Here is a 24,107-nt window from a genome sequence, read left to right as displayed (position 1 = left end):
GCGATGTGGTTTCTAACAAAGATAATAATACTATTTTACTTAGTCTTTGTTGTGGTATCCATTGCAAATGCAAAAATCCTGCCTTGGCCGTCTTATTATGGAATTTTTAGTTTGTAGTTGTCAAGTGAATAGTTGAGTAAGACAAGCCAAGGTATGGATTTGTATTTTTTAAAAAAGCCCCCTTTATATCATTTTTAGTGTTGAAAAGGTTAGTTAGCAAAAATGAAATTCAAATGTTAGTGTAGTAGAAAAGGGGGCTTGGCATGGTTTATATGATAGATAATAAATTTTTAATTGTTTCCGTTTTCCCATTTTACTTCTTCTCCCTGCGGAGCGGCACCACCTTGTGCTGTTGTAATAGGAGCAGTTTCCTGATTGATATGGTAAATGTAAGCGGCAATCTTTTCGGCATCCCGTCCTGTGATGGTTCCTTCCTTGATGAAAGGTCTCATGGTAGGATTGTTTGGAGAACCGTTTTCAAGCATCCAGAATACATTTTTAAATAAACTTTTTTCTTTCATGTTGATCCAGTGTGTATCGGTAAGGTTTGGGCCTATACCTCCTTTTCCTCCGTCTCCATGGCAGGTAACACAATTCGTTTTGAAGAGTTCCTGACCATCTGCGATGTTATCAGCACTGTATTTTGCGGATTCCAGATTGATCTGGGGAGCCGTTTTCTCATACTCTTCAATAGAGGCCAACATGGTTTTTGCTTCTTTAGTGTATTCTACCTCCGGATGGGCATAATCTGTGAAAGAAAAAGCTGTCAGATAAACTACACAAAAGATACATCCGAACCAGAACAGACCAATCCACCATTTCGGAAGTGAGTTGTCCAGCTCTGTAATTCCATCGAAACCGTGGTCGATAAGGATATCCTTTTCTTCCGTAACGGATTGTTTTTTGAAGGCAGAGTTCCATAATTTCTGATAATAAGGAGTATTTTTTTCTGCCAGATATTGTTTTTTCTCTTCCTCTGATAATCTGTTGAAATTTTCATTTTCCACCAGATCTCCAATCGAATTCATGATGAGCAGAAGGATAATGGCAATTAATATCAGCGCCCAGAAAAAAGGAGAAGAAAAATATCCTGAATCACTGGCGAACATTTCAAAGGCCATGATCGTTAAACCTATCGTTGCTGCGATATATATTGAAATTGGGGTTCTCGTTTTCATTGCAATTCAATTTTAAATGTTACTCTACGCTGGCTGTTTGTACCTGTGTTGTTTTAATATCCGTACCTAATCTCTGCAGGTAAGCGATCATTGCTACAATTTCTCTCTGTTCAAGAGGGACATATGCAGATCCTTTGGCTGTTTTTTCTTTTACCATCTGATCTTTTACATCCGTTGCTTCGGCATAAATTCTATTTACAATGGCTTTTGACTGGTTGTCTGCCCATTGGTTGGCAGAATCTATCTGAGCTTTTGTATAAGGAACATCGAAGGCATTTTTCATCAGTTTCATCTTATCCACCATCTGATCGCGGTCCAGTTTATTGGTAATTAACCATGGGAAACGTGGCATGATAGAACCTGCAGACGTAATTCTTGGGTTGTACATATGTTTAAAGTGCCATGAGTCTGGGTTTCTTCCTCCTTCTCTGTGAAGATCCGGTCCTGTTCTTTTAGATCCCCATAAGAAAGGTCTGTCATAAATAAACTCTCCTGCTTTGGAATACTGTCCGTTCTTTCCTTCAAATCTTACCACTTCATCACGGAAAGGTCTGATCATCTGAGAGTGGCAAGCGTTACATCCTTCACGGATATAAAGATCTCTACCTTCCAGTTCCAGTGGTGTATAGGGTTTTACTGCGGTAATTGTCGGAACACTTTGTTTAAGTGAAAGTGTGGGAACAATTTCCACCAATCCACCGATTGCTATGGTGATAAAAGCTAATATAGAAAGGAGAGTAGGTGTTCTTTCCAACCATAGGTGTACGCCTTCACCTTCTTTTCTTGATGTACCGATGTTGGCTAATGCAGGAGCTTCTGCAGGAACTTCTTTCTGGAATGAACCGGCTTTAACAGTTTTGATAACATTAATGACCATTAAAATTGCTCCGGACAGATAAAGAATCCCTCCTAAGAATCTCATTTTAAAGTAAGGAATAATTGCAGTAACGGTATCCAGCCAGTTTTTCCACAATAATGTTCCGTCCGGATTGAACTGTTTCCACATCAATCCCTGTGTAAATCCTGAAATATACATAGGAACGGCATAGAAGATAATTCCTAATGTTCCCAGCCAGAAGTGCCAGTTGGCCAGTTTTTTAGACCAAAGAGGCGTTCTCCACATGATCGGAACCAGATAATATACCACTCCGAATGCCATAAAACCATTCCAGCCAAGGGCTCCTAAATGTACGTGACCAATAACCCAGTCGGTATAGTGACCAATTTTATTTAATGATTTTGTAGCCAATAAAGGTCCTTCAAAGGTAGCCATACCATAACAGGTAATAGCCACTACAAAGAATTTCAGAATTGGATTTTCTCTTACTTTATCCCATGCTCCTCTTAAGGTTAGAAGACCATTCAGCATTCCTCCCCATGACGGTGCAATAAGCATGATAGAGAATCCAGTTCCAACAGCCTGAGCCCATGCAGGTAAAGCTGTATATTGCAGGTGGTGAGGCCCGGCCCAAAGGTATACAAAGATCAGCGACCAGAAGTGAATTATGGATAGCTTGTATGAGAATACCGGTCGTTGTGCTGCTTTTGGCATAAAGTAATACATAAGACCTAATACAGGGGTAGTTAATACAAATGCAACCGCATTGTGCCCATACCACCATTGTACTAATGCATCTTTTACACCTGCATATACAGAATAAGATTTCCAGCTTGTGAAAGATAACGGAACTTCCAGGTTATTGAAGATGTGAAGCATTGCTACAGCAATCCAGGTTGCAAGATAGAACCAGATGGCTACATATAAATGTCTCACCCTTCTCTTGGCAATAGTTCCGAACATATTGATCCCGAAAATGATCCATGAAAATGCAATTAAAATATCAATAGGCCATTCATGTTCAGCATATTCTTTAGAAGTGTTGATTCCCATAAGGAAAGTAATCACTACACTAACGATCATCAACTGCCATGACCAGAAATGGATCCATGAAAGTGTATCACTATACATTCTGGTTTTAAGAAGTCTTTGCATACTGTAGTAAGCACCACAGAAAAAGGAATTACATACGAAAGCAAAAATTACAGCACTGGTATGAAGCATTCTGATTCTTCCGAAGCCCATTGCTCCCTGAGTATTGATCAGTCCCTGAATATTGCCTGAAGCTAAGCTTTTAATAGTTGTGTCATCCGTACCGAATAAAAATTCAGGTAATTCAGGATAAAAAAGCATCAATGCAGCTGTAAGCCCCAGCAGAAATCCTACAAGTCCGAATGCGATAGTCGCATAGAGGAATGCTCTGACAATATTATTGTCATAATTAAATTTTTGCGTCTCCATAAATTCCAATAGTGTTTACCGAAGTGATATTTTCTCTGAAAAAAGGCTTATTTTTGATTCTTTTCTCTGTTGAAAATAAATATCATGTAACGTGTATAATGTTTTGCCAAAGGTATTTATTAACTTTGTTAGAGGCTATTAGATAATCTTCTAAAATATACCGAAAACTACTAAAACAAAAACGATGAAAGTATGTGGACAAAATATCAGAAAAATCCGTAGGAGTAAAGACCTTACCCAGGAATACATGGCTTTTGAAATGGGGATCTCCCAGAAAGCTTATTCCGATATTGAAAATTCCAAGGTAAAGATCAATCTGGAGATACTGACTAAAATATCAACTATTTTAGACATCAAACCATCCGATATCTGTAGTATTTCGCATAAATGTGGAATAGATGCATATGAAGATAAATATCAGGACCTTTTAGAATATATGAAAAAGAATAATATTTCAATTCCGAAAGAGTTTTTGTAGACTTGGCTTTTTTGCTTTTACATTACAATATAATCATAAAATAATGATCTCCTTCGGTTATTGATGGAGATCATATTTTTAGTCAAAAAAAGACTGTGTTTTTAGTACGCCTGAAGATCATGGCATTGATGGTGAACAAGTATTGGTTTTTCAAATTTATAATAATCAATATATTGTTTATAAACAATTATGTAGAAAAAAATTCACATAATTGTGGATAAATGTTTACAATATATTTAATTTTCTATAATATATTTGTTATAAATATAATGCCTGCCCACTGAATGAAGCTTCTTTACTTTATTTCACTCTTGTTTTTTCTATGTATCCACGGGCAAAGCTATACTACCCAATGGTATAACATGGACAATGGTCTGCCTCAAAACAGTATCAAGGACATTGTAAAAGATAAATATGGCTTTATTTGGCTGTCTATGGAAGGCCGGGTTTTGCGATATGACGGAAGTAACTTTGTAGAATATAAAAATTTTAAACTTAAAAATCTAAGCTTCGGTGATTTCTTCGGAAACATACAAAAAGATAGTATTCACGTTTTTAATACTTCTGAAAAAGATATTGTGTTGATTTCCCGGAGAAAACCTAATATTATATCTTCCGGACCAATGTTTAATTCCAAAAGTTCGACAGATAATAAAATATACAAACAGCTTTTCAAAAATAATTTCACAGTACGATATGTTCCGAGTATATATTCATTTTTTATTTGTTTAAATGCAGGTTCCTATTATTTTGAAAACAATACAGTTATTTATGTTGATCAAAAAAATAAAAACAGAATAACAATTGATCTGAAACTTCCACACAGCAGATTAAGACGGTTATTTGCCCATGGAGACTATGCCTTTATTGCTGATGTTGAGCATAAAAAGGTGCTTCAGCTGTATCATGGGAAATATTCTTACATCAATGCACCATCGGTTTATACTGATCCGGAAACTAAAATCTACTGGCAGCAGATTACCGGACAGGTTTTCATGATCAGCCACGGCAAAATATACAGAAGTGAGTTTTCAGGCGGAAAGCTGGAGCTTACTTATTTGTTAGAATATAAGGATATTGATAAAGATATTTCCGGAGCTATGTTCTACGATGAAGTAACCAGAAAATTATACATCGGAAGTTCTATTAACGGACTGAAAATTCTGAGCTTATCAGATTTCTCAGTTTCCAGAAAGAATCTGCCTTATCAGGATGAGGTGTGTTATGCTGCAGTTCCCTATGGAGATCACTCTGTTCTTACTCAGGAAGGAATTGTATATTCTTCTGGTTCTTCAGAAAGAATATATACGGCCCCTCAATCTTATGACAAGCGATATATTTTAGAGGATGATACCGGGAATTTGGTTTATCGGGAAAATAATTCTATTCATATAAGATATAAGAATACAGGATTTACAAAATATGACTCTGTTTCTTTTAAAGGGAAAGAAATTAATGGTTTATATAAAAGCGCAGGCTTATATATGGCATCATTTATAAGCAGAATGCAGTCTTATCTTTATATATATAAGCAGGATCAATTCAGTAAAATAGAAAGAATTATTCCTTGTAAAGATAAAATAGAGGCCGTTGTCAGATATAACAAAGATCTTCTTTATATAGGGAGCAGTGGTGGGATCTTTGTGTACTCTTTTGCCCGTAATAAAGTGATAAAACTTATTGGAAAAGGCCTGCCGGTAAAACAAATCATCAGAACAAAAGACGGGAATGTTTGGTTTACAACTTATAATCGGGGGATTTATTTAATAAAAGACCATAAGGCAGTCAGGCTTCCATCCGATAAAAATGCTTTTCTTGCTAATGCCCATTATCTGTTGGAAGACCGGAACTCCAACTTATGGATTTCGTCTGATAACGGACTTTTTCAAGTCAGTAAAAACACTCTTCTGCAATACATGAAAGCTCCTAAAGGAGCTATTACTTATTATCGCTATACTAAAAAACAGGGTCTTTTAAATAATGAATTCAATGGAAGTGCAAATCCCTGCGCGCATAAACTGAACGATGGGCAGTTTGTGTTTCCGTCTATGGAAGGATTTGTGTTTTTTAACCCTGACAGAATTAAAGCTTATTACCCCGTAGCTCACGACCTCTATCTTGAAAGAGCAAGAATAAAAGGAAAAATGATTCAGCTGAAAGATAAGCTCTTTTTGGAATGTGGATACAAAAATGCAGAAGTTTATATAGATATTCCCTACTATTCTGATTTGGAGAATATTTATCTGCAGGCTAAACTTTCAGACAATAAAGATAGCCAGTGGGTAAATGTCAAAAGTGATAAAACATTCCGGCTGACCAATATAGAACCCGGAACTTACAATCTTATCGTCCGGTTTCTGTCTTCCGGAACAGGAAAATTTATTTATAAAACTATTCCCGTAGAAGTTGAAGCCTATTTTTATCAGACTCTTTTCTTTAAAATTCTGATAGCGGTTATTGTCATTTTTATCATTTTGATGATTATACAAATCAGGACTAATTTTTTAAGACTGAAAAATAAAGTGCTGAAAAATACTATAGATCATAAAGATAAACAGCTGTTGGAAACCCACAATAAGCTTAAAAGCGAATCTGATTATCAAAAAAAACTGATAGAAAGCATAAGCCACGATATTACGACACCTGTTAAATTTATTGCACTTCTTTCACAGGAACTTAACCAGTCTGAAGATCTGAAAACTCAGAAAAAATATTTTGACAGCATTTATAAAACCTCTGAACAGCTGTATAAATTTACTTTAAGCCTAAAAGAATATACAGAACTGTACAAACAGGAAAGTACTGACGATGATGAATATTCCTTCTATGATCTGATAGAGACTAAAAGATTATTGTTTGAAGAAATTGCTGCTCGGAAAAATACATTTATATACAATTTTTGTGACCATCAGCTAAAGACCAGGCTTAATAAAAACATTCTCCTTGCAGTTTTTCACAATATCATAGATAATGCGGTAAAAAACACTTCAGATGGTGAAATTACCATTACATCAACCTCTGCAGAATCACACATAGAAATTATAATCAAGGACACCGGTAGTGGAATGTCCGATGAACAGATGATTTACTATACTGGACTTTTTAAGAAAAAAGAGAATGAACATATGACTTTTAAAAACTATGGTTTGGGGCTTCATATGGTTGTTCAGCTCATGATGAAGATTAATTCTGAAATGACTTTCCATCAAAATACCCCAAAGGGAACTCTTATTAAAATCCTTATTAAAATATGACAAAAAAAATACTCATTGCAGATGACCATCATGTGGTAAGAATCGGGACCGCTATGATCCTGGAGAAAAATTTTAATTATTTTGAGGTTGATTTTGCCGAAACCTATGGAGAAGCAAAACAGAAATTTGAATCTGAAAAATATGACCTCATTATTCTTGATATTGAACTTCCCGGGAGTATTCTCAAATCTATGGTTAAAGAGATAAAAAATATTTCTGAAGAAACTCTTATCTTAATATTTACGTCTTACAAAGAAAATATTGCCTTGCAATACATTGAAGAAGGAGCAAATGGCTTCCTGAATAAGCAGAGTGACCCGGAAATATTTGTAAAAGCTATTGAGGCTCTCTTTAAAGATGGATATTACTACACGCCGGAGATTATGAATGAAATGCTGAAAGGAAGTAAGAAGAAAAAAGCAGTAGAGCATTTATCAGAGAGAGAGCTGCAGGTTTTTAATCTTTTGGCTAAAGGAAACGGAAATCTTGAAATTGCGAATGCCCTGAATGTTGAAGAATCTACTGTAGGGACCTACAAAAGAAGAATCTATCAGAAACTGAAGATTACCAATCTGATTGAACTGTTTCATATTTATAAAGAAATACATTAATACCCCATCTGCTTTTGTCATAAAACCCTTACGGCTTTGTGGAAAAATACGTACAGGATCTGTTCTTTATTTATTCGTTTTTCGCAGTAGGTTCGTATTGCGAAACTTCCATTAAATAATTAAAGGTATTGGATGTTATTCCGAACCTTTTAGATTCTAAAAATGTATTTGTTTATGAAAAAAAAGATGCTTTTCATTGCCTTGTTGGCAGGTTTAAATTGTATTTCTGTAAATGCTCAGGTAGGAAGTGTAGGGATTAATACTGCAAATCCCGGCAGTACCCTTACGGTGAATGGTTCATTTGCTGCAACATACAAAACAGTTGCTGTAAGTGGTGCTGTAGGAGCCAATGATTACTATATCGCCTATAACGGAACTGCTGATGGAACGTTAACTTTACCGGCAGCCATCAGTGGAGCAGGTAATTTTGCAGGACGTACTTATCACTTTAAAAACACAGGCGGAAAAATACTTACTGTTTCAGCCAATGGCTCTGAACTGATTGATGATCAGAACGGGACTGGTCTTGGAGTTCCTTCCATTACAGTTCCACCCGGATATTATGCATTTCTGGTGAGTAAAGGAACAATTACTGGTGCAACATGGGAACTCGTACTGGTTTCAAGTTCAAACAGTGTTCCTTCAGCAGAATCTACCTATCCTTTTTCAGCGGTGTCTACTACCCAAAGACAAAGCTGTGATGCAACTGCCACTCCCTCTGATCCATGGATAAGAACAGCAATTGTTTATCCCCAAGGGACGGTTATTAATAAAGGGAATGTCCTTAATACTTCTACAGGAGCATTTAAGGCACCTAGTGATGGGTATTACGTAATTCAGGGATCTACTCAGTTTGACAATGGAAACGTAGCCGGAAATCCAAACTTTACATGGACTGTGTTGTATTTTATAAAAAATTATGCTCCCGGTAATGGTGGAAGTATATTAGTCCAATCCTATCAACCTACTGTAACGAGAGTTTTTGGTTCAAGCATTTCATGCATGACTTATCTTAGTGCAGGGGAAACCGTAAGTATGGCTTCTGTAGCCGGTGTATCTGCCGGTAACAAATATGAAGTGGTAACAAGTACCATGTTTGGGTACAAAATAGCGAATTAATATCATATTGATATTGTGGAAAGCGGTCTTAATCTATCGGGGTTAAGGCCGTTTTTGTCATTATATTTTAAATTTTATCGGCAAGGGGCTAATCAGAAAGGGGCTTTCCGGTTTGAAGAATCCTGAATTGTCAATTTACCCCATGGAATGTGAATTTCTCTGAAAAGTTTTTATATATTTAGCGACCGAATAATTCATTCAATGAGCAACGAAAATAAAACAGGAGAAAAGGAGACTTTAGTTAGAGGATTAACAAATCGACATATACAATTAATTGCCCTTGGAGGTGCCATAGGAACCGGCTTATTTCTGGGAATTGGACCAGCTGCAGTACTGGCAGGACCTTCAGTAATTTTAGGCTATGCTTTAGCAGGAATTATTGCCTTTTTTATTATGCGTCAGCTTGGTGAAATGGTTGTTCAGGAACCTGTATCAGGAAGTTTTAGCCACTTTGCCTACAAATATTGGGGAAATTTTCCGGGATTTGCTTCCGGATGGAACTATTGGATTCTCTATATTCTTGTAAGTATGGCCGAACTCACAGCAATTGGACATTATATTCACTTTTGGTGGCCGGAAATACCACTCTGGGTTTCCAGCTTGTTCTTTTTTATTGTGATCAATGCACTTAATCTTGCTTCTGTAAAAGTATACGGAGAAACAGAATTCTGGTTTTCCATTATCAAAGTGGTGGCTATTATTGCTATGATTGTCTTCGGAGTATACCTTTTGATAAGCGGTACAGGCGGAGAAAAAGCAACCATTACCAATTTATGGAACGATGGCGGATTCTTCCCGAAAGGATTATTTAATAAAACTGAAAACGGATATTCAGGTTTATTTGCTGCAATGGCTATGATCATGTTTTCTTTCGGAGGATTGGAACTTATCGGAATTACAGCTGCTGAAGCTAAAAATCCTGAAAAAACCATTCCACAGGCTACCAATCAGGTGATTTACAGAATCCTTATTTTTTACGTAGGAGCTTTGGTGATCTTATTTTCATTAAGTCCATGGAGAGATATTACAGAAGGATCCAGCCCGTTTGTAATGGTATTTCAAAATCTGAATGGTCTTGAATTTACCCTTTTTGGTAAGGTAATTCAGTTCAATACATTGATTGCAAATGTTCTTAACCTGATTGTGTTGACAGCTGCTTTATCAGTATATAACAGTAGTGTTTACAGTAACAGCAGAATGCTTTTCGGATTGGCTCAACAGGGGAATGCCCCAAAATTCCTTAAAAAGCTGAATAAAAATTCTGTTCCTATCAATGCTATTCTTATTTCATCATGTTTTGCCGGGATATGTATTATTATTAACAAATTAGTGCCGGAAAAAGCTTTTGAATACTTAATGGCTTTGGTAGTATCTACTCTGATTATCAACTGGCTGATGATATGCTACACCCATTTGAAGTTTAAAAAATCAATAAGTACAGCAGGAATTCATTCAAAATTCCCATCTATATTTTATCCTGTATCCAATTACATCTGTATTGCCTTTTTGGTTCTGATATTAGGATTAATGAGTATTACAGGAATGGAAATTCAGGTGATTCTGATTCCCGTATGGATTGGCTTTTTGTTTGTGATGTATAAATTGTACAAACCAAAGTAAGAATATAAAACAGATTTAAATATGTTTTGGAAAGGTGAGAATTAAATAATTTTCACCTTTTTTGTTTCTGTATTTTTCCCTGATAGGTTTTGAAAAATGAAGGGTGTTTTTTGTATCAGATGAACTCAATTGAATAAATTGGCTTTATTTGATTCTTTTTTATGGAAACAATTCGCAGAATATGCTGTGTTCTGCGGTTATTTTTCGTACATTAGTAAGAGGTTATATTTCAAATTCAGGTGAAATTTTAATCTGTTTGAAATACCTGCGGATAAGCCGAAAACCGTTACAAAAAGTAGGCAGGACTAAAAAAGACACCTATGGCTAATTTATTTCAAACTCTTACGAACACTGTAAAACATTGGTACATTCCATTAATCTTCGGAATTATATTTCTGATCTGTGGTTTTTATGTATTCAGCGTGCCACTTGCAACGTATGTTACACTTTCTATTTTTTTCAGTGTTTCCTTTTTATTTTCGGGAATTACGGAAATATTCTTTTCCTTACAGAATAGTAAATCCCTGCAGGGCTGGGGTTGGTTTCTTGTAAGTGGATTATTAACTACGGCAATAGGAGTTTATCTCATCGCAAATCCTCAGATTTCAATGACTGTGCTTCCGTTTGTCATAGGATTCACGTTACTGTTTCGTTCCTTTCAGCTGCTGGGTTTTGCCTTCGATCTGAAAAGTATGAGAATCATGAGTTGGGGAAATGTAGCCCTTGCCAGTGTCGGAGGAATTATCTTTTCTCTTTTACTGATCTTTAATCCGGTATTTACAGGGATTTCATTAGTTACGCTTACAGGTGTTTCCTTTATTTTTATGGGAATAGCTTCCATTATGCTGGCTCTGGATTTAAGAAAGATTAAAAAGATTCCCGGAAAAGTAAGTCAGGAATTAAGAGACAAAATCAAATCGATACAGGAAGAGATTGATGATCTTAAAAGATAATAAACGAATAATTCTAAATATAAAAGGCCTTGCAAAAGGTCTTTTTGTATTTTTATGGAAAATGAAATACGTTGCTGGAAAAATAACTACTATAAGGCTTCCACTTCATTTTAAAATAATGAATAATCTATAGATTTTTATTGGTGAAAAATATTTTGATAATTTTAATGGCTGATTTTATTATATTTTCTTGTGTTCAAGGTAAAAGCGAAATCAGATAATAGGGCTAAGTAGAAATTGGTTTAAAAGAAACTTTGGATACAGGCTTCAATTAGATTAAATTATGAAAATATTTGTTTTTTTTAGCTTTTTAATCTTGGTGTCTTCATGTGGATAACCTGATTGCAATGATGTGAAACAAGGCTTCTATCTTAATGAATACAATTTGATTGTGGAAGAATCAAATATAAATGAAGTATGGATAAAAATTAGAGGTTCTGTTCCAATAACTGGAAAAAAATCTAGTATTATGGTACATAATAATTGGATGGTAGACTTCGATGAAGTTGAAGAAGGGGATACTATAGTTAAGAAAAGGGGAGATTTAATGCTTGCTATTCATAAAAAAGATACCATTGTCAGACATGATTGGTATTGTAAAGGAAAGCCTTATAAATAAGTTAATATTTACCCTAATAATTATCATCAAATTATATAAGAGTGGAAGAAATTTCACTCTTATTTTTTTGTAACTCAAAACTTATATAGTTTTTTTACTTTATTTTTTCATCTCACATTATTCTTTTTGCTTAAAAATGAGCATTGAAAAATAGAAACTTCAACTTTGTAAGATTAATTTAAAAGATTGATCATTAAACTAGAAAATGCTTTCCGGTACTATCGAGTTTAGAGAGTGAAGGACAGAACATTTTTTCTTTTCAGATGAACTCAACTTTTTGCTTTTTTCAAAAGAGGGTCTAAAAAACAAAAACCATCCTTAAAAAAGGATGGTTTGTAGACCCACAGGGATTCGAACCCCGACTGACGGTACCAAAAACCGGAGTGCTACCGTTACACTATAGGTCTGCTTTATTTTGGTGTTGCAAATTTATATATTTTTTTCTTATTTACAAATATCTTCTTTCAATTTTCTGCTGTTTACCTTAAAAAAAACAGATTTTTAATCCCATAACAATTGATGTATGTATAAAAACAAAAACCATCCTTAAAAAGGATGGCTTGTAGACCCACAGGGATTCGAACCCCGAATGACGGTACCAAAAACCGGAGTGTTACCGTTACACTATAGGTCTGTTTTATTTTGGTGGTGCAAATTTACAGCTTTTTTCTTTACATACAAGAACTTTTTGAATTTTTTTTTAAATTTACTGTGGATTTTATTTACGGAAAATATGCTGATAGACTTCAATAATCTCAATATTAATAAATTATCGTTCCAAACGGAGTTTGAAAAAAAAGTGAAAATTTTTCTGGAAGAATGGTTTTCAGAAAAAACAGGAGTGAATGTTCAGACTTCAGGCTCTACAGGGGTACCAAAAATCTTTGAAATTGAAAAAAAGAAAATGATCAATTCTGCGGTTATGACCTGTAATTTTTTGGGATTAAAAAAAGGAAATATTGCATTGCTCTGCCTGCCTGTAGAATACATTTCAGGAAAAATGATGATTGTCCGTTCCATAGAAAGAGGAATGAAGTTAAGAATTACCGAACCCTCTCTAAAACCTGTTGAAAACTTAGAAGAAGAAATAGATTTTTGTGCTATGACTCCTCTTCAGGTAGAAAATTCACTGGAAAAACTTCATCTGATTAAAAATCTGATCATTGGTGGAGCGGCCGTTTCAGAAAGTCTGAAAAATAAAATTCTAGAGATGAATCTTAGTGTTTCAAACCGTATTTTTGAAACCTATGGAATGTCAGAAACGCTTTCCCATATTGGCTTAAAACAATTGATGCCGGAACAGCAAGATTATTTCACCGTTTTTGAAAATGTATTTATCTCTCTGGATAATCGGGGATGCCTGAAGATCTTTGCGCCTAATGTGAATGATGAAGAATTGCAAACTAATGACTTAGTTGATATTAGGAATGAAAAACAATTTAAATTTCTCGGAAGAATTGACAATATCATCAATTCAGGAGGAGCAAAAATTTTTCCTGAGGCTCTTGAAGCTTTAGTAAAAAAAGAAATCCCGAATGAAGCTGTATTTATCGGACTTCCGGATGAAAGTTTGGGTCAGAAACTGATACTGATAATAGAAGGAAATAAATCCGATGAGATAATAAAGAAAATTTCAGAAATCCCATTTGAAAAAAGCTTTCATAAACCCAAAGAAATTATTTTTATCAATGAAATTCCGAGAACACCCAACGGTAAAGTAAGCAGATTAGAACTCTATAAAAGTATAAATGTAAATTTATAGTCTTGGCTCTTGATGCCATTATCTCAAAAACTTAAAATTATGAAAGACTTTTCAAAAGAACTCAGTTTCAAAACTTCCCGCAGCAGTGGAGCAGGAGGGCAGAATGTCAACAAAGTGGAGACTGCTGTTACCGTACTTTGGAAAGTAGATTCCTCAGAATTATTTAATGATGATGAAAAAATATTGATTCAGGATAAACTGAAAAACAGGATCAATGCAGAGGGCTTTTTATTCCTTACAGTTTCTGAAAGCAGAACTCAGCTGATGAATAAAAATAAGGCTATCGAAAAAATAATTGATATTGCAAACAAAGCCCTTATTGTTCCAAAGAAAAGAACTGCAACCAAACCTTCAAGGGCTCAGAAACAAAAAAGGCTTGATGGTAAGAAAAAACTTTCTGACAAAAAAGAAAACAGACGTTTTAAATTTTAGCTTGTTTCTGCGAAGAAAATTTTATTTTTGCCGGAAACTTTAAAACCATGATAAAAAAACTAATTCTATTGGGAACTATTTCGAGTTCTTTACTTTCTTTTGCACAGGAAAAAATTACCATTATACCGGCTGTAGGATATGCATGGAGAGTAGCTAAAACAGCACCTGGGCTTTCTATAGCAGAAAAAAATTATGTTGAAGGATTGAAAAACGGAGTCCATTTTGAAATTGCCGCGTATTATAATGTGAAAAATATTGGAATCGGGGCTAAGTTTTCCAATTATAATGCTTCCAGCAGCGGTGTACTGAGCGGATACAATATGAATGGACAGACAGTTACCGCTTCTATAAGTACTAAAGATAATATTACATTCATTGGACCTTCCGTTATGTTCTCCAACTACACCAAACCTACAAACCACAAAATTGTTGCTGATGTATCTCTTGGAGTGATTACCTACACTACAAAAACAGAAGCAGTAAAAGGTACAGGCTCTAATCTTGGTCTGGAACTGGGGGCAGCCTATCAATATGCAGTTTCAAAAAACTTTATGATAGGTCCTAAATTGGGAATTACCGCAGGAACTTTGAGCAAAATAAAAGTTAATGGGCAGACAGTTGATCTTGGTGAGGATCAGAAAGAAGGTTTAACACGAGTTTCTTTGAGTGCAGCAGCTACATTCCGTTTTTAAATGCTATATTTGTAAGGATTACGAATAATCTCATAATAATGGCAGCAACAATCTCTTTATCAGCAGAACGCAGGCAATCAGGATTGTTGCTGTCATTACTTTATCTACACACAGATTCTTTTCTGAAAAGTTCTAAGGACTTTATCAATTAAGCCCTGTCAGGATCCAAGACAGGGAATCATTCCGGATTTTATTTATTGCTTTTTTGCGGTTTTCTATAGAAGAAGGCTGTTATATGCCTGGATTCTACATTGGATCGATAGGGAATAACTGCATTTAATTTTTTAAAAAAAGAACAAAATGTCCAATCATATTATTGTAACCACCGGAATTTATGATGCTATAAAAGATACACTCAGAAGGAAAAAAGTGAGCATCGGAGAAGAAAAAAGACTTACAGAAGAACTTAGAAATGCAAAACAGGTATTGAGAAGAGATCTGCCTGCGGATATTGTAACCGTTGAAAGGAAAGTGACATTGAAGGACCATACTTTAGATTTTGAGCATGAATATATTTTTGTGCCATCTACTAAAGCAAAACTTAAAAAGAATAAGCATTCCATTCTATCAGATGTTGCCCTTGCAGTAGTAGGATATAAAGTAGGGGATATTATCAATTGGCCCTTCAAAGATGGTGAAAGAAAAATTGAGATCCTGAAAGTGGAAGCCTGGGAAGGATAAATAGATATTGAATTATTAAGTTAAATTATAATTGAAAGCGTGGCTTATTTAGCTGCGCTTTCTATTTTATTAGCATCAACTGTTTTGGAAACGCAAAGACACAAGATTTTCATATACTAAATGCTTTAAGGCGCAAGGATTTTATCGTGTATAATTTGTTTTTTATAGTATGTTGATTTTTCGGATAATATAAAATAAAAATCTATACAATTTGTGCAAAAATGATGCTTTCCCTTGCTGAAAATCTTACATTGAGCAAGTCGAAATGTTCTTGCGCCTTACAATATTCACAAAGTTTTAAAATCCTTTGCGCCCTTGCGTTTTCCCACAACTTATACCTTTACATTTAACAAATGATAAAAAAAGACTCCCCTGTTACACTTTCTTCAAGTGCCTTGACTGCATTCCGTTTTTAAGTTTTATCTTTGCAAAAATTAAAAAAATGAGCAAACCGATAACTGAATTCATAGAAAAGTATTACCTGCACTTCAACGCAGCTGCATTGGTGGATGCTTCTAAAGGATATGTTGCACATCTTAAAGATGGCGGGAAAATGATGATTACTTTGGCAGGAGCAATGTCTACTGCTGAATTAGGGAAGATTCTTGCTGAAATGATCCGTCAGGGAAAAGTAGATTTTATCTCTTGTACAGGTGCCAACCTTGAAGAAGATTTAATGAACCTTGTAGCACACTCTCACTATGAAAGAGTTCCTCATTACAGAGATCTGACTGCTCAGGATGAGTGGGATCTTTTAGAAAGAGGTCTAAACAGAGTTACAGATACTTGTATCCCTGAAGAAGAAGCTTTCAGAAGATTACAAAAACATATCGTTGAGATCTGGAAAGATGCTGAAGCTAAAGGAGAAAGATATTTCCCTCACGAATTTATGTACAAAATGATCCTTTCAGGAGTTTTGGAGCAGTATTATGAAATTCCTAGAGAAAACTCTTGGATGATTGCAGCAGCAGAGGCAAACTTACCAATCGTAGTACCAGGATGGGAAGACTCTACAATGGGTAACATCTTCGCTTCTTACTGTATCAAAGGAGAGCTTAAAGCGACTACAATGAAATCAGGGATTGAATATATGACTTACCTTGCTGACTGGTATACTAAAAATTCAGGAGGAAAAGGAGTTGGATTCTTCCAGATTGGTGGAGGTATCGCAGGAGATTTCCCTATCTGTGTAGTACCAATGCTATATCAGGATATGGAAATGCATGACATTCCTTTCTGGTCTTATTTCTGCCAGATTTCTGACTCTACAACATCTTACGGTTCATATTCAGGAGCAGTTCCAAATGAGAAAATCACTTGGGGTAAGCTTGATATCACTACACCGAAATTTATCGTTGAAAGTGATGCAACTATCTGTGCGCCATTGATGTTCTCTTATATCTTAGAAAACGCATAAGAATAAAACTCTCATCAGAGATTACAATAGAGCGCTTCAATTTATTTGAAGCGCTTTTTTATTTTAGGATTGAAAAATAAATTTGTTTTGAAAACTAAAAAGAATTTGAACCATTAAGATTATTTAAGTTTTAAAGGGCATTAAGGGAAATAGTTAAAGTTATTTTGTTTAGTGGCACGCTTTGCTTTTCATTAAACATAAAACTTAATTATTCTTACAATCTTCATTTTTCTTAATGGTTGAAAAAAGAGGAATATAGTATTCCCACAGATCACACGAATTGCACAGATTTTTATTATCTGCGTAATCAGCAAAATTAGCGAGAGATAAAATCCTTGCGCCTTAAAGCAAGAGCCATGTCAAAAGAACTAGCGCATTTGCTTTTTCCAAAAGATATACATAAACATTTGTGAAAATCTGTGCAATCCGTGGGAAAATAAAATCAATCTAATGAATTCACCAGCACAAAATAACGATACGCCAGAATACCTTTTTCAACTTTCGTCAATTGATTAGGATCCTTCTTACTAAGCTTCGGGAGAATCTTTTTATTAACTGCATTCAGCAGCCTGAAAAATGATTTTTTCATATCTTTATCTTTTAATGAAACATCATTGAGCTTAAAAGAGTTCAAAAATGATGCAAAAAAGGAAGCCAGCTAAAAACAATCATTGATATGGACGAAATTTTTAAACAACAGGTATACGAAGTAGCAAGGCTTATTCCCAAAGGGAGAGTTTCTACATATGGTGCCATCGCAAAAGCAGTTGGCTATCCTAATCATTCAAGACATGTAGGAAAAGCAATGGGAGGATGTCCGAAAAATGTTCCTGCTCACCGCGTCATTTCAAGCTCAGGAGTCTTATCTGTTCCGGAATTTCAACCTAAACTAGAAGCAGAAGGAATTACAATTGAAAACCTTAGAATAAAAAACTTCAAAAAACTGTTTTGGGATCCTTTGGCTGAATTGTAAATTTTAAGTTATTGATTTTTTGAAGCGAAGACATTACCGCAAAGCTTTATCAGCGACAAAGTCGAAACTCTTTGTTTCCTTAAATGAAACCCTCGAATCATTAATTCTTTGCGTTGAAAAAATAATAGTATAAAAAAATGTCACTCCATAATTTAATATGAGTGACATCAATATTTTTTCCAGCTTCAAACCGTTTTATTTTCTTCCTCTTGGGAGACCTTTCAGTTCTTCTTTGAGTCTTTGGTTTTCTTCTTTTAATAAAGTGATATAGTTTTGTAGGTTTTCAATAATGGCCCCAGGAATATTATCATAATTATTCTGGTTAGTGATTACCCCTGCAGAAGAAGATCTGTCATTAAAAACAGGATGATCATTATTAATAACTACCAGAGGTTCCTCTTCCTCATAAATGTCCTCAAATGGTACATCCAAAAAACGGGCAATTTTATCCCACTCATCTCTCACAATTCTTACATCACCGCTTTCTTTTCTGCTGTAATTAGATACATCTGTTGCGATAAAGTCGGCCACCTGCTGTTGAGTGTAGCCTTTTTGCTTCCTGATGACGCGTAATTTTTCTTTTTGCATGACCTACATTTTATACAAAAATGGCAAAAAAGCATAATCTATACAATAGAAAACAGAAAAAATGTAGGGCAAAGCAATGAAAGCGAATAGAAAATGAATAAAAGCTTTATAATATGAATCTTATTTAGATTAATTGTTAATGATTTTAGGATGTTTTGATTTGTTGGAAAAACGCAAAGACGCAAGTTTTTTATATGCTTTGTGAAATTTTAAGACACAAGAACATTTCGACTCGCTCAATGTAAGATTTTCAGCAAGGATTCTGTATAGATTTAACAGTACAAAATTTTATCGCAGATAAAATCCTTGCGTCTTAAAATATATTGTATTTAAAAAAATAGCGTCTTTGCGTTTCCCAACATTTTCAAACAAAAAAAGACTGCTTCAAAATGAAACAGTCTCAAGTAAATTATTTTTCAAGTTGCTTATAGCTCCTCTGTATAAAATCAGTAAGGTCTTTTCCTTTCAGTAAATTTTGTGAAAGTTTTGCAAGATCTAAAGCATATTTAATTAAGCTTTCTTTCTCTTCAGCATTTTCAGTTTTTAAAATCTGATTAGAAAGCTCACTGTTCGAGTTCACCACAAGATTGTACATTTCCGGGAAACCTCCCATTCCGAACATCCCGCCACCGCCTGTAGCCTGCATTTCCTTCATTCTTCTCATAAATTCTGGCTGGGTAATAGTGAATGGAGCATCATTGCTGTCAAGATCTTCAAGCTGAACAGTAAACTTAGTATCCTGAATAGCTTCTTCTACATTCTTTTTCAAAGATTCTTTTTCAGTTTCGTTCAATTTTGAAATTACCGGCTCATCTTTTTTGATCAGGTTGTTCACGTGATCTGCATCTACTCTAGCAAAAGAAATATTTTCCTTTGAAGTTTCCAGCTTCTGGATAACATGTGGAGTAATAGGAGAGTCTAATAACAGGACTTCATATCCTTTATCCTTTGCAGACTGGATATAGCTGTGCTGCTCATCCGCATTGGTAGCATATAATACAACCAGTTTGTTGTCTTTATCCGTTTGTATAGGCTTGATTTTCTCAATCAATTCATCCCAAAGGAAATATTTCCCGTCTGTTGTAGGATACAGTGTGAATTTATCCGCTTTTTCAGCAAATTTTTCTTCTGTGATGATTCCGTACTCGATTACGATCTTAATGTCGTTCCATTTTTTCTCGTAGTCTTCACGATTTTCATTAATTAATGAAGCCATTTTATCGGCTACTTTTTTTGTGATGTAAGAAGAAATTTTCTTTACTGCACCGTCTGCCTGAAGGTAAGAACGGGAAACGTTTAACGGGATATCCGGGGAGTCAATTACTCCTCTCAGAAGCATCAGGAAATCCGGAACGATTCCCTTTACTTCATCAGTTACAAATACCTGATTTTGATATAATTGGATTTTATCCTTGTCAATGTTTAAATTGTTGCTCAGTTTCGGGAAGAATAGAACTCCGGTAAGATTGAACGGATAGTCAACATTAAGATGAATATTAAATAAAGGCTCCTCAAACTGCATAGGATACAGCTCGTGATAGAACTTCATATAATCTTCGTTGGTCAGTTCGCTTGGCGCAATCGTCCATGCAGGAACTGGATTGTTGATGATATTATCTACCTCTTCTGTTTCAGCTACAGCATCTTCAGGGGCATCTTCCGGCAATGGAAGTGTATGTGTTTTAGTCCCGAACTTGATCGGAACAGGCATGAATTTGTTGTATTTTAATAACAGTTCGCGGATTTTCCCTTCTTCTAAAAATTCTACAGAATCTTCTGCAATATGAAGGATGATCTCAGTTCCTCTATCAGTTTTATCATTAGTTTCTTCAAGAGTGAATTCCGGGCTTCCATCACAGATCCAACGTACAGCCGGCTCATCTTTATAAGATTTTGTAAGAATTTCCACTTTTTCAGCTACCATAAATGCAGAGTAAAACCCAAGACCAAAATGTCCGATAATCCCTGAATCTTTCGCAGAATCTTTATATTTTTCAAGGAACTCTTCAGCCCCTGAAAAAGCAACCTGATTGATGTATTTCTCAACTTCTTCTCCCGTCATCCCGATACCCTGGTCGATAATGCGTAAAGTTTTCTGGTCTTTATCAATTTTAACTTCAAGTTTCGGATTTCCGTATTCCACTTTTGCTTCTCCTATGCCTGTTAAATGTTTTAATTTTAAAGTAGCATCAGTTGCATTGGAAATTAATTCTCTTAAGAATATTTCGTGGTCACTGTAAAGAAATTTTTTAATTAGCGGGAAAATATTTTCCACAGATACATTAATATTTCCTTTAGTCATCATATTTTATATTTTAATTGTTCAACATACTTCTCAAAAAAAATACCATGCGGCAGAAAGTGACAGAATGGCATTTTTTCAACGCGAAACAATCTTATCCTATGGATTTATCGAAGAAATATCTTACTTTTAATTATTAAAATTTTTTTTAAAATGAAGTTGAAATGTACAGTTTTTATTCTGCTCATAATGACCTGCTGGGTATATGGGCAGAAAAAGCCTTTAGACCATTCTGTTTATGACAGTTGGCAAAATATCGGCACGAGAAAAATATCTAATGACGGAAAGTGGATTGCCTATTCTGTGGATGCTCAGGAAGGAAATTCTAACCTTTCTTTATATTCCGTAAAAAATAAGACATCACAAAAGTTTGCAAGAGGGACAAAACTGGATTTTACAAATGATTCCAGATTTGCAGTTTTTCAAATCCGTCCGCAGTATAAAGACATAAAAGCGGTAAAAGATAAAAAGCTTAAAAAAAATAAATTAACGAAAGACAGTCTTGCAATTGTTGATTTTTTAAATAATAAGACAGAAAAAATTCCGAATGTGAAATCTTTTAAAGTTCCTGAAAAAGCTGGTTCTTACGTAGCATATCTTCTGGAAAATACAAAAGATAAATCTTCGGATGATGCTTCTGATAAAGAAGATGGAGATGAAAACAAAGAGGAAGATAAAAATGTAAAACCTTTGCAGCTGATTGTGCGAAATCTTTTGGATGGCAAAACTACAACGTATGATAATGTAATCCGCTATGAGTTCAGTAAAAATGGAAAGCAACTTGCTTTTGTGACGAAGAAGCCTGAAGAAAAGTCAAAAAAAGATAAAAAAGAGGAAAAGGATTCTGGAGATGAAAAATCTGAGGATAAAAAAGATAACGATAAATCAAAGCCTAAAAAATATGCCCTTCAAACCGTACAGGTTGTAGATCTGCAAAAGGGAACTGTAAATAAAATTTCAGAAATGGAAGGCGATTTTTCACAATTGTCTTTTGATGAAGAGGGGAATCAGCTGGCATATGTAGGAACTTCTTCTGCACAAAATGATCTGGTGAAATTGTATCAGTTGTATTACTTTAATTTTAAAGGAAATAAAAAAGAGACGGTTACCAATGAAAATGCACAGATGAGAAAGAATTGGGTGGTTTCTGAAAACCGTTTACCTTTATTCAGCAAAAATGGAAAGCAGTTGTATTTCGGTGTAGCACCAAAACCTATCGCGAAAGATACCGCGATGATTGCGAATGACCATGCCGTTGTAGACATCTGGAATTATAAAGACGATTATCTGCAAACGGTACAGCTAAAAGAATTAAAGAATGATCTGAAAAAGTCTTATGCTGCAGTAATGCAGACAGAAAAACCGGATTTCTTTAGAAATATTGATGGTGAAGACCTGGATACATTACGCTTGGTAAACGAAGGAGACGCTGAATTTGCGCTTGGTATTACAAGTTTAAACAATCGTATTTCTTCGCAATGGGAGGGCGCAACAAAGAAAACATATTTCCTGATTGATAATAAAACAGGTGAGAGAACAGAAATTATTCAGAATCTGAACGGCTCGGTTGCTGTATCTCCTCTTGGGAAATTTGTTGTGATCTTTGACAGAGAAGAAGGGAAATGGCTGAGTTATAATGTGAAAACCAAGCAAACACTTCCATTGAGCAGCGGATTACCTGTTTCCTTTGTGGATGAAGAGTTTGATATGCCTGATTTTCCGAGTTCTTATGGTATCGCATCCTGGACGAATAATGATGAATCTGTGATTATCAAAGACCGTTTCGACCTTTGGGAGTTTTTCCTGAACGGTTCAAAAAAGCCAAGAAATATTACTAACGGATTTGGGCGTAAGAATAAAATAACATTTGACACCTATGACTTAGATAAAGATATTAAAAGCTTAAACCGAAAATCTGTCATTTATTTATCAGCATTTGATAATACATCGAAAGCGAATGGAATTTTTAAAACTTCTATTCAGTCAAATTCTGATCCGGTAAAAATTCAAATGGAAAATGTATGGGGATACAGAAGTATTCAAAAAGCAAAAAATGCAGAAGAATATATTGTAGTAAAAGAATCGTACACTGATTCTCCGAATATTTTTGCAACATCCAATTTCTCAGAACTGCAAAAGCTGAGCGATACCAATCCACAGCAAAACCATTATAATTGGGGTACTGACGAATTGGTAAACTGGACAACACCAAAAGGACATGCCTCTACAGGAGTTTTGTACAAACCGGAAGATTTTGATCCGAATAAAAAATATCCTATGATTGTCTATTTCTATGAAAAACTTTCAGATAATCTAAACCGTTATGTAGCACCGGCCCCAACACCTTCAAGATTGAATATTTCTTATTTTGTGAGCAACGGATATCTGGTTTTTACACCTGATATTTCTTACACAGACGGTTTTCCCGGAGAATCTGCAATGGAATACATTAATTCCGGAGTTGAAAAATTAAAACAAAATTCCTGGGTAGATGGTGCTAAAATTGGAATCCAGGGACAAAGCTGGGGTGGTTATCAGGTAGCGTATCTTATTGCTCATACCAATATGTATGCCGCTGCGTGGAGTGGCGCTCCTGTTGTAAACATGACGTCCGCATATGGAGGAATCCGATGGACTTCAGGAATGAACAGACAGTTCCAGTATGAGAAATCTCAAAGCAGATTAGGTAAAAATCTATGGGAAGCACCGGATCTTTATATTAAAAATTCACCGCTTTTTACCATTGATAAAGTACAAACTCCGGTAGTTATCATGAGTAATGATAAAGATGGGGCAGTGCCATGGTATCAGGGAATTGAAATGTTTACCGCATTACGCCGTCTTGGAAAACCGGTATGGCTTCTGAACTACAATGGCGATGATCATAATCTTGTAAAACGTCAGAACAGAAAAGATATTCAAATCCGCGAACAGCAGTTTTTTGATTATTATCTGAAAGGAGCTAAAGCTCCGGTCTGGATGACGAAAGGTATTCCAGCCACCCAAAAAGGAAAAGATTGGGGCTTTGAATTAACAGATGATAAACCTAATTGATAAAAACTCGGCGGAGCCAAAGGCTCCGCCGAGTTTTTTTATTTTCCTCAGGAAAATATATCACAAAATATAAAC

The 24,107-nt window shown here is 35.2% G+C and carries 19 protein-coding genes and 2 tRNA genes; 14 read left to right on the top strand and 7 right to left on the bottom strand.

The window, feature by feature from the left end; genetic code table 11:
* Positions 1-290: 290 nt before the first annotated feature.
* Both FW780_RS10680 and ccoN read right to left on the bottom strand, forming a co-directional pair.
* Positions 291-1,178 carry a cbb3-type cytochrome c oxidase N-terminal domain-containing protein gene (locus tag FW780_RS10680; RefSeq protein WP_149833560.1) on the bottom strand — a complete coding sequence of 296 codons (888 nt, stop codon included), beginning with the start codon at positions 1,176-1,178 and terminating at the stop codon, positions 291-293.
* Between the two features lie 19 nt (positions 1,179-1,197).
* A complete protein-coding gene (gene ccoN / locus FW780_RS10675; RefSeq protein WP_149833559.1) occupies positions 1,198-3,477 on the bottom strand; it encodes a cytochrome-c oxidase, cbb3-type subunit I in 2,280 nt (759 codons plus the stop codon).
* Between the two features lie 184 nt (positions 3,478-3,661).
* On the opposite strand from ccoN, the gene FW780_RS10670 reads away from it, so the two are divergent.
* The 7 genes from FW780_RS10670 to FW780_RS10640 all read left to right on the top strand — a co-directional run bounded on the left by FW780_RS10670 (position 3,662) and on the right by FW780_RS10640 (position 12,131).
* Positions 3,662-3,955: a helix-turn-helix domain-containing protein gene (locus FW780_RS10670; protein ID WP_149833558.1), complete on the top strand. Its 294-nt coding sequence runs from the start codon at positions 3,662-3,664 to the stop codon at positions 3,953-3,955.
* A gap of 284 nt (positions 3,956-4,239) precedes the next feature.
* The gene (locus tag FW780_RS10665; protein WP_149833557.1) at positions 4,240-7,209 is read left to right on the top strand and encodes a sensor histidine kinase; all 2,970 of its coding nucleotides are present in this window, start codon (positions 4,240-4,242) and stop codon (positions 7,207-7,209) included.
* Positions 7,206-7,820 (top strand): response regulator transcription factor, encoded by a 615-nt coding sequence (locus FW780_RS10660; protein ID WP_149833556.1) that lies wholly within the window; start codon positions 7,206-7,208, stop codon positions 7,818-7,820. Before FW780_RS10665 ends, FW780_RS10660 begins: the two co-directional genes overlap by 4 nt.
* A 174-nt stretch (positions 7,821-7,994) precedes the next feature.
* Entirely contained in the window at positions 7,995-8,939 is a 945-nt protein-coding gene (locus tag FW780_RS10655) for a hypothetical protein (protein ID WP_149833555.1), read from the top strand.
* A gap of 201 nt (positions 8,940-9,140) precedes the next feature.
* Complete coding sequence (locus FW780_RS10650; RefSeq protein WP_149833554.1) at positions 9,141-10,559, top strand: amino acid permease; 1,419 nt, start codon at positions 9,141-9,143, stop codon at positions 10,557-10,559.
* 320 nt (positions 10,560-10,879) lie between these two features.
* Positions 10,880-11,512 (top strand): HdeD family acid-resistance protein, encoded by a 633-nt coding sequence (locus FW780_RS10645; RefSeq protein WP_149833553.1) that lies wholly within the window; start codon positions 10,880-10,882, stop codon positions 11,510-11,512.
* Positions 11,513-11,903: 391 nt separating this feature from the next.
* Positions 11,904-12,131, top strand: coding sequence for a hypothetical protein (locus FW780_RS10640; RefSeq protein ID WP_149833552.1), 228 nt, complete (start codon positions 11,904-11,906; stop codon positions 12,129-12,131).
* A 336-nt stretch (positions 12,132-12,467) separates the two neighbouring features.
* Here FW780_RS10640 and FW780_RS10635 read toward each other — a convergent pair.
* Both FW780_RS10635 and FW780_RS10630 read right to left on the bottom strand, forming a co-directional pair.
* Positions 12,468-12,538, bottom strand: a tRNA-Gln gene (locus tag FW780_RS10635).
* A 156-nt stretch (positions 12,539-12,694) separates the two neighbouring features.
* Positions 12,695-12,765: transfer RNA gene (locus tag FW780_RS10630), tRNA-Gln, on the bottom strand.
* 99 nt (positions 12,766-12,864) lie between these two features.
* On the opposite strand from FW780_RS10630, the gene FW780_RS10625 reads away from it, so the two are divergent.
* The 5 genes from FW780_RS10625 (at position 12,865) to FW780_RS10605 (ending at position 17,115) form a co-directional block, all read left to right on the top strand.
* A complete protein-coding gene (locus tag FW780_RS10625; RefSeq protein ID WP_149833551.1) occupies positions 12,865-13,893 on the top strand; it encodes an AMP-binding protein in 1,029 nt (342 codons plus the stop codon).
* A 39-nt stretch (positions 13,894-13,932) separates the two neighbouring features.
* Complete coding sequence (gene arfB / locus FW780_RS10620) at positions 13,933-14,325, top strand: alternative ribosome rescue aminoacyl-tRNA hydrolase ArfB (protein ID WP_149833550.1); 393 nt, start codon at positions 13,933-13,935, stop codon at positions 14,323-14,325.
* A gap of 47 nt (positions 14,326-14,372) precedes the next feature.
* On the top strand, positions 14,373-15,017 hold the full coding sequence (locus tag FW780_RS10615; protein WP_149833549.1) for a hypothetical protein: 645 nt from the start codon (positions 14,373-14,375) through the stop codon (positions 15,015-15,017).
* Between the two features lie 300 nt (positions 15,018-15,317).
* The gene (locus tag FW780_RS10610) at positions 15,318-15,698 is read left to right on the top strand and encodes a GreA/GreB family elongation factor (RefSeq protein ID WP_149833548.1); all 381 of its coding nucleotides are present in this window, start codon (positions 15,318-15,320) and stop codon (positions 15,696-15,698) included.
* Positions 15,699-16,140: 442 nt separating this feature from the next.
* Positions 16,141-17,115, top strand: coding sequence for a deoxyhypusine synthase family protein (locus tag FW780_RS10605; protein WP_047097747.1), 975 nt, complete (start codon positions 16,141-16,143; stop codon positions 17,113-17,115).
* 442 nt (positions 17,116-17,557) lie between these two features.
* Here FW780_RS10605 and FW780_RS22395 read toward each other — a convergent pair whose 3' ends face one another.
* A complete protein-coding gene (locus FW780_RS22395; RefSeq protein ID WP_167510675.1) occupies positions 17,558-17,704 on the bottom strand; it encodes a hypothetical protein in 147 nt (48 codons plus the stop codon).
* 87 nt (positions 17,705-17,791) lie between these two features.
* Here FW780_RS22395 and FW780_RS10600 point away from each other — a divergent pair, with 87 nt between their 5' ends.
* On the top strand, positions 17,792-18,088 hold the full coding sequence (locus tag FW780_RS10600) for an MGMT family protein (protein WP_149833547.1): 297 nt from the start codon (positions 17,792-17,794) through the stop codon (positions 18,086-18,088).
* Positions 18,089-18,283: 195 nt separating this feature from the next.
* Here FW780_RS10600 and FW780_RS10595 read toward each other — a convergent pair whose 3' ends face one another.
* Together FW780_RS10595 and htpG are read right to left on the bottom strand one after the other, a co-directional pair.
* Positions 18,284-18,676 carry a helix-turn-helix transcriptional regulator gene (locus FW780_RS10595; protein WP_149833546.1) on the bottom strand — a complete coding sequence of 131 codons (393 nt, stop codon included), beginning with the start codon at positions 18,674-18,676 and terminating at the stop codon, positions 18,284-18,286.
* Positions 18,677-19,085: 409 nt separating this feature from the next.
* Positions 19,086-20,978, bottom strand: coding sequence for a molecular chaperone HtpG (gene htpG, locus FW780_RS10590; protein WP_149833847.1), 1,893 nt, complete (start codon positions 20,976-20,978; stop codon positions 19,086-19,088).
* 153 nt (positions 20,979-21,131) lie between these two features.
* Between htpG and FW780_RS10585 the strand changes: the two genes are divergently transcribed.
* Positions 21,132-24,032: an alpha/beta hydrolase family protein gene (locus FW780_RS10585; protein WP_149833545.1), complete on the top strand. Its 2,901-nt coding sequence runs from the start codon at positions 21,132-21,134 to the stop codon at positions 24,030-24,032.
* Positions 24,033-24,107: the final 75 nt, after the last annotated feature.

This window comes from Chryseobacterium sediminis (assembly GCF_008386505.1).
Taxonomy (GTDB): Bacteria; Bacteroidota; Bacteroidia; order Flavobacteriales; family Weeksellaceae; genus Chryseobacterium; species Chryseobacterium sediminis.
This window is presented reverse-complemented; position numbering and strand designations above follow the sequence as displayed.

What these genes read in the sequence shown, in the direction of transcription:
- FW780_RS10680 (WP_149833560.1), bottom strand. Translation starts at nt 1,178, where the DNA reads ATGAAAACGAGAACCCCAATTTCAATATATATCGCAGCAACGATAGGT.
- FW780_RS10625 (WP_149833551.1), top strand. Translation starts at nt 12,865, where the DNA reads ATGCTGATAGACTTCAATAATCTCAATATTAATAAATTATCGTTCCAA.
- FW780_RS10660 (WP_149833556.1), top strand. Translation starts at nt 7,206, where the DNA reads ATGACAAAAAAAATACTCATTGCAGATGACCATCATGTGGTAAGAATC.
- FW780_RS10665 (WP_149833557.1), top strand. Translation starts at nt 4,240, where the DNA reads ATGAAGCTTCTTTACTTTATTTCACTCTTGTTTTTTCTATGTATCCAC.
- FW780_RS10600 (WP_149833547.1), top strand. Translation starts at nt 17,792, where the DNA reads ATGGACGAAATTTTTAAACAACAGGTATACGAAGTAGCAAGGCTTATT.
- FW780_RS22395 (WP_167510675.1), bottom strand. Translation starts at nt 17,704, where the DNA reads ATGAAAAAATCATTTTTCAGGCTGCTGAATGCAGTTAATAAAAAGATT.
- FW780_RS10585 (WP_149833545.1), top strand. Translation starts at nt 21,132, where the DNA reads ATGAAGTTGAAATGTACAGTTTTTATTCTGCTCATAATGACCTGCTGG.
- htpG (WP_149833847.1), bottom strand. Translation starts at nt 20,978, where the DNA reads ATGACTAAAGGAAATATTAATGTATCTGTGGAAAATATTTTCCCGCTA.
- FW780_RS10610 (WP_149833548.1), top strand. Translation starts at nt 15,318, where the DNA reads ATGTCCAATCATATTATTGTAACCACCGGAATTTATGATGCTATAAAA.
- FW780_RS10650 (WP_149833554.1), top strand. Translation starts at nt 9,141, where the DNA reads ATGAGCAACGAAAATAAAACAGGAGAAAAGGAGACTTTAGTTAGAGGA.
- arfB (WP_149833550.1), top strand. Translation starts at nt 13,933, where the DNA reads ATGAAAGACTTTTCAAAAGAACTCAGTTTCAAAACTTCCCGCAGCAGT.
- FW780_RS10645 (WP_149833553.1), top strand. Translation starts at nt 10,880, where the DNA reads ATGGCTAATTTATTTCAAACTCTTACGAACACTGTAAAACATTGGTAC.
- FW780_RS10595 (WP_149833546.1), bottom strand. Translation starts at nt 18,676, where the DNA reads ATGCAAAAAGAAAAATTACGCGTCATCAGGAAGCAAAAAGGCTACACT.
- ccoN (WP_149833559.1), bottom strand. Translation starts at nt 3,477, where the DNA reads ATGGAGACGCAAAAATTTAATTATGACAATAATATTGTCAGAGCATTC.
- FW780_RS10655 (WP_149833555.1), top strand. Translation starts at nt 7,995, where the DNA reads ATGAAAAAAAAGATGCTTTTCATTGCCTTGTTGGCAGGTTTAAATTGT.
- FW780_RS10605 (WP_047097747.1), top strand. Translation starts at nt 16,141, where the DNA reads ATGAGCAAACCGATAACTGAATTCATAGAAAAGTATTACCTGCACTTC.
- FW780_RS10670 (WP_149833558.1), top strand. Translation starts at nt 3,662, where the DNA reads ATGAAAGTATGTGGACAAAATATCAGAAAAATCCGTAGGAGTAAAGAC.
- FW780_RS10615 (WP_149833549.1), top strand. Translation starts at nt 14,373, where the DNA reads ATGATAAAAAAACTAATTCTATTGGGAACTATTTCGAGTTCTTTACTT.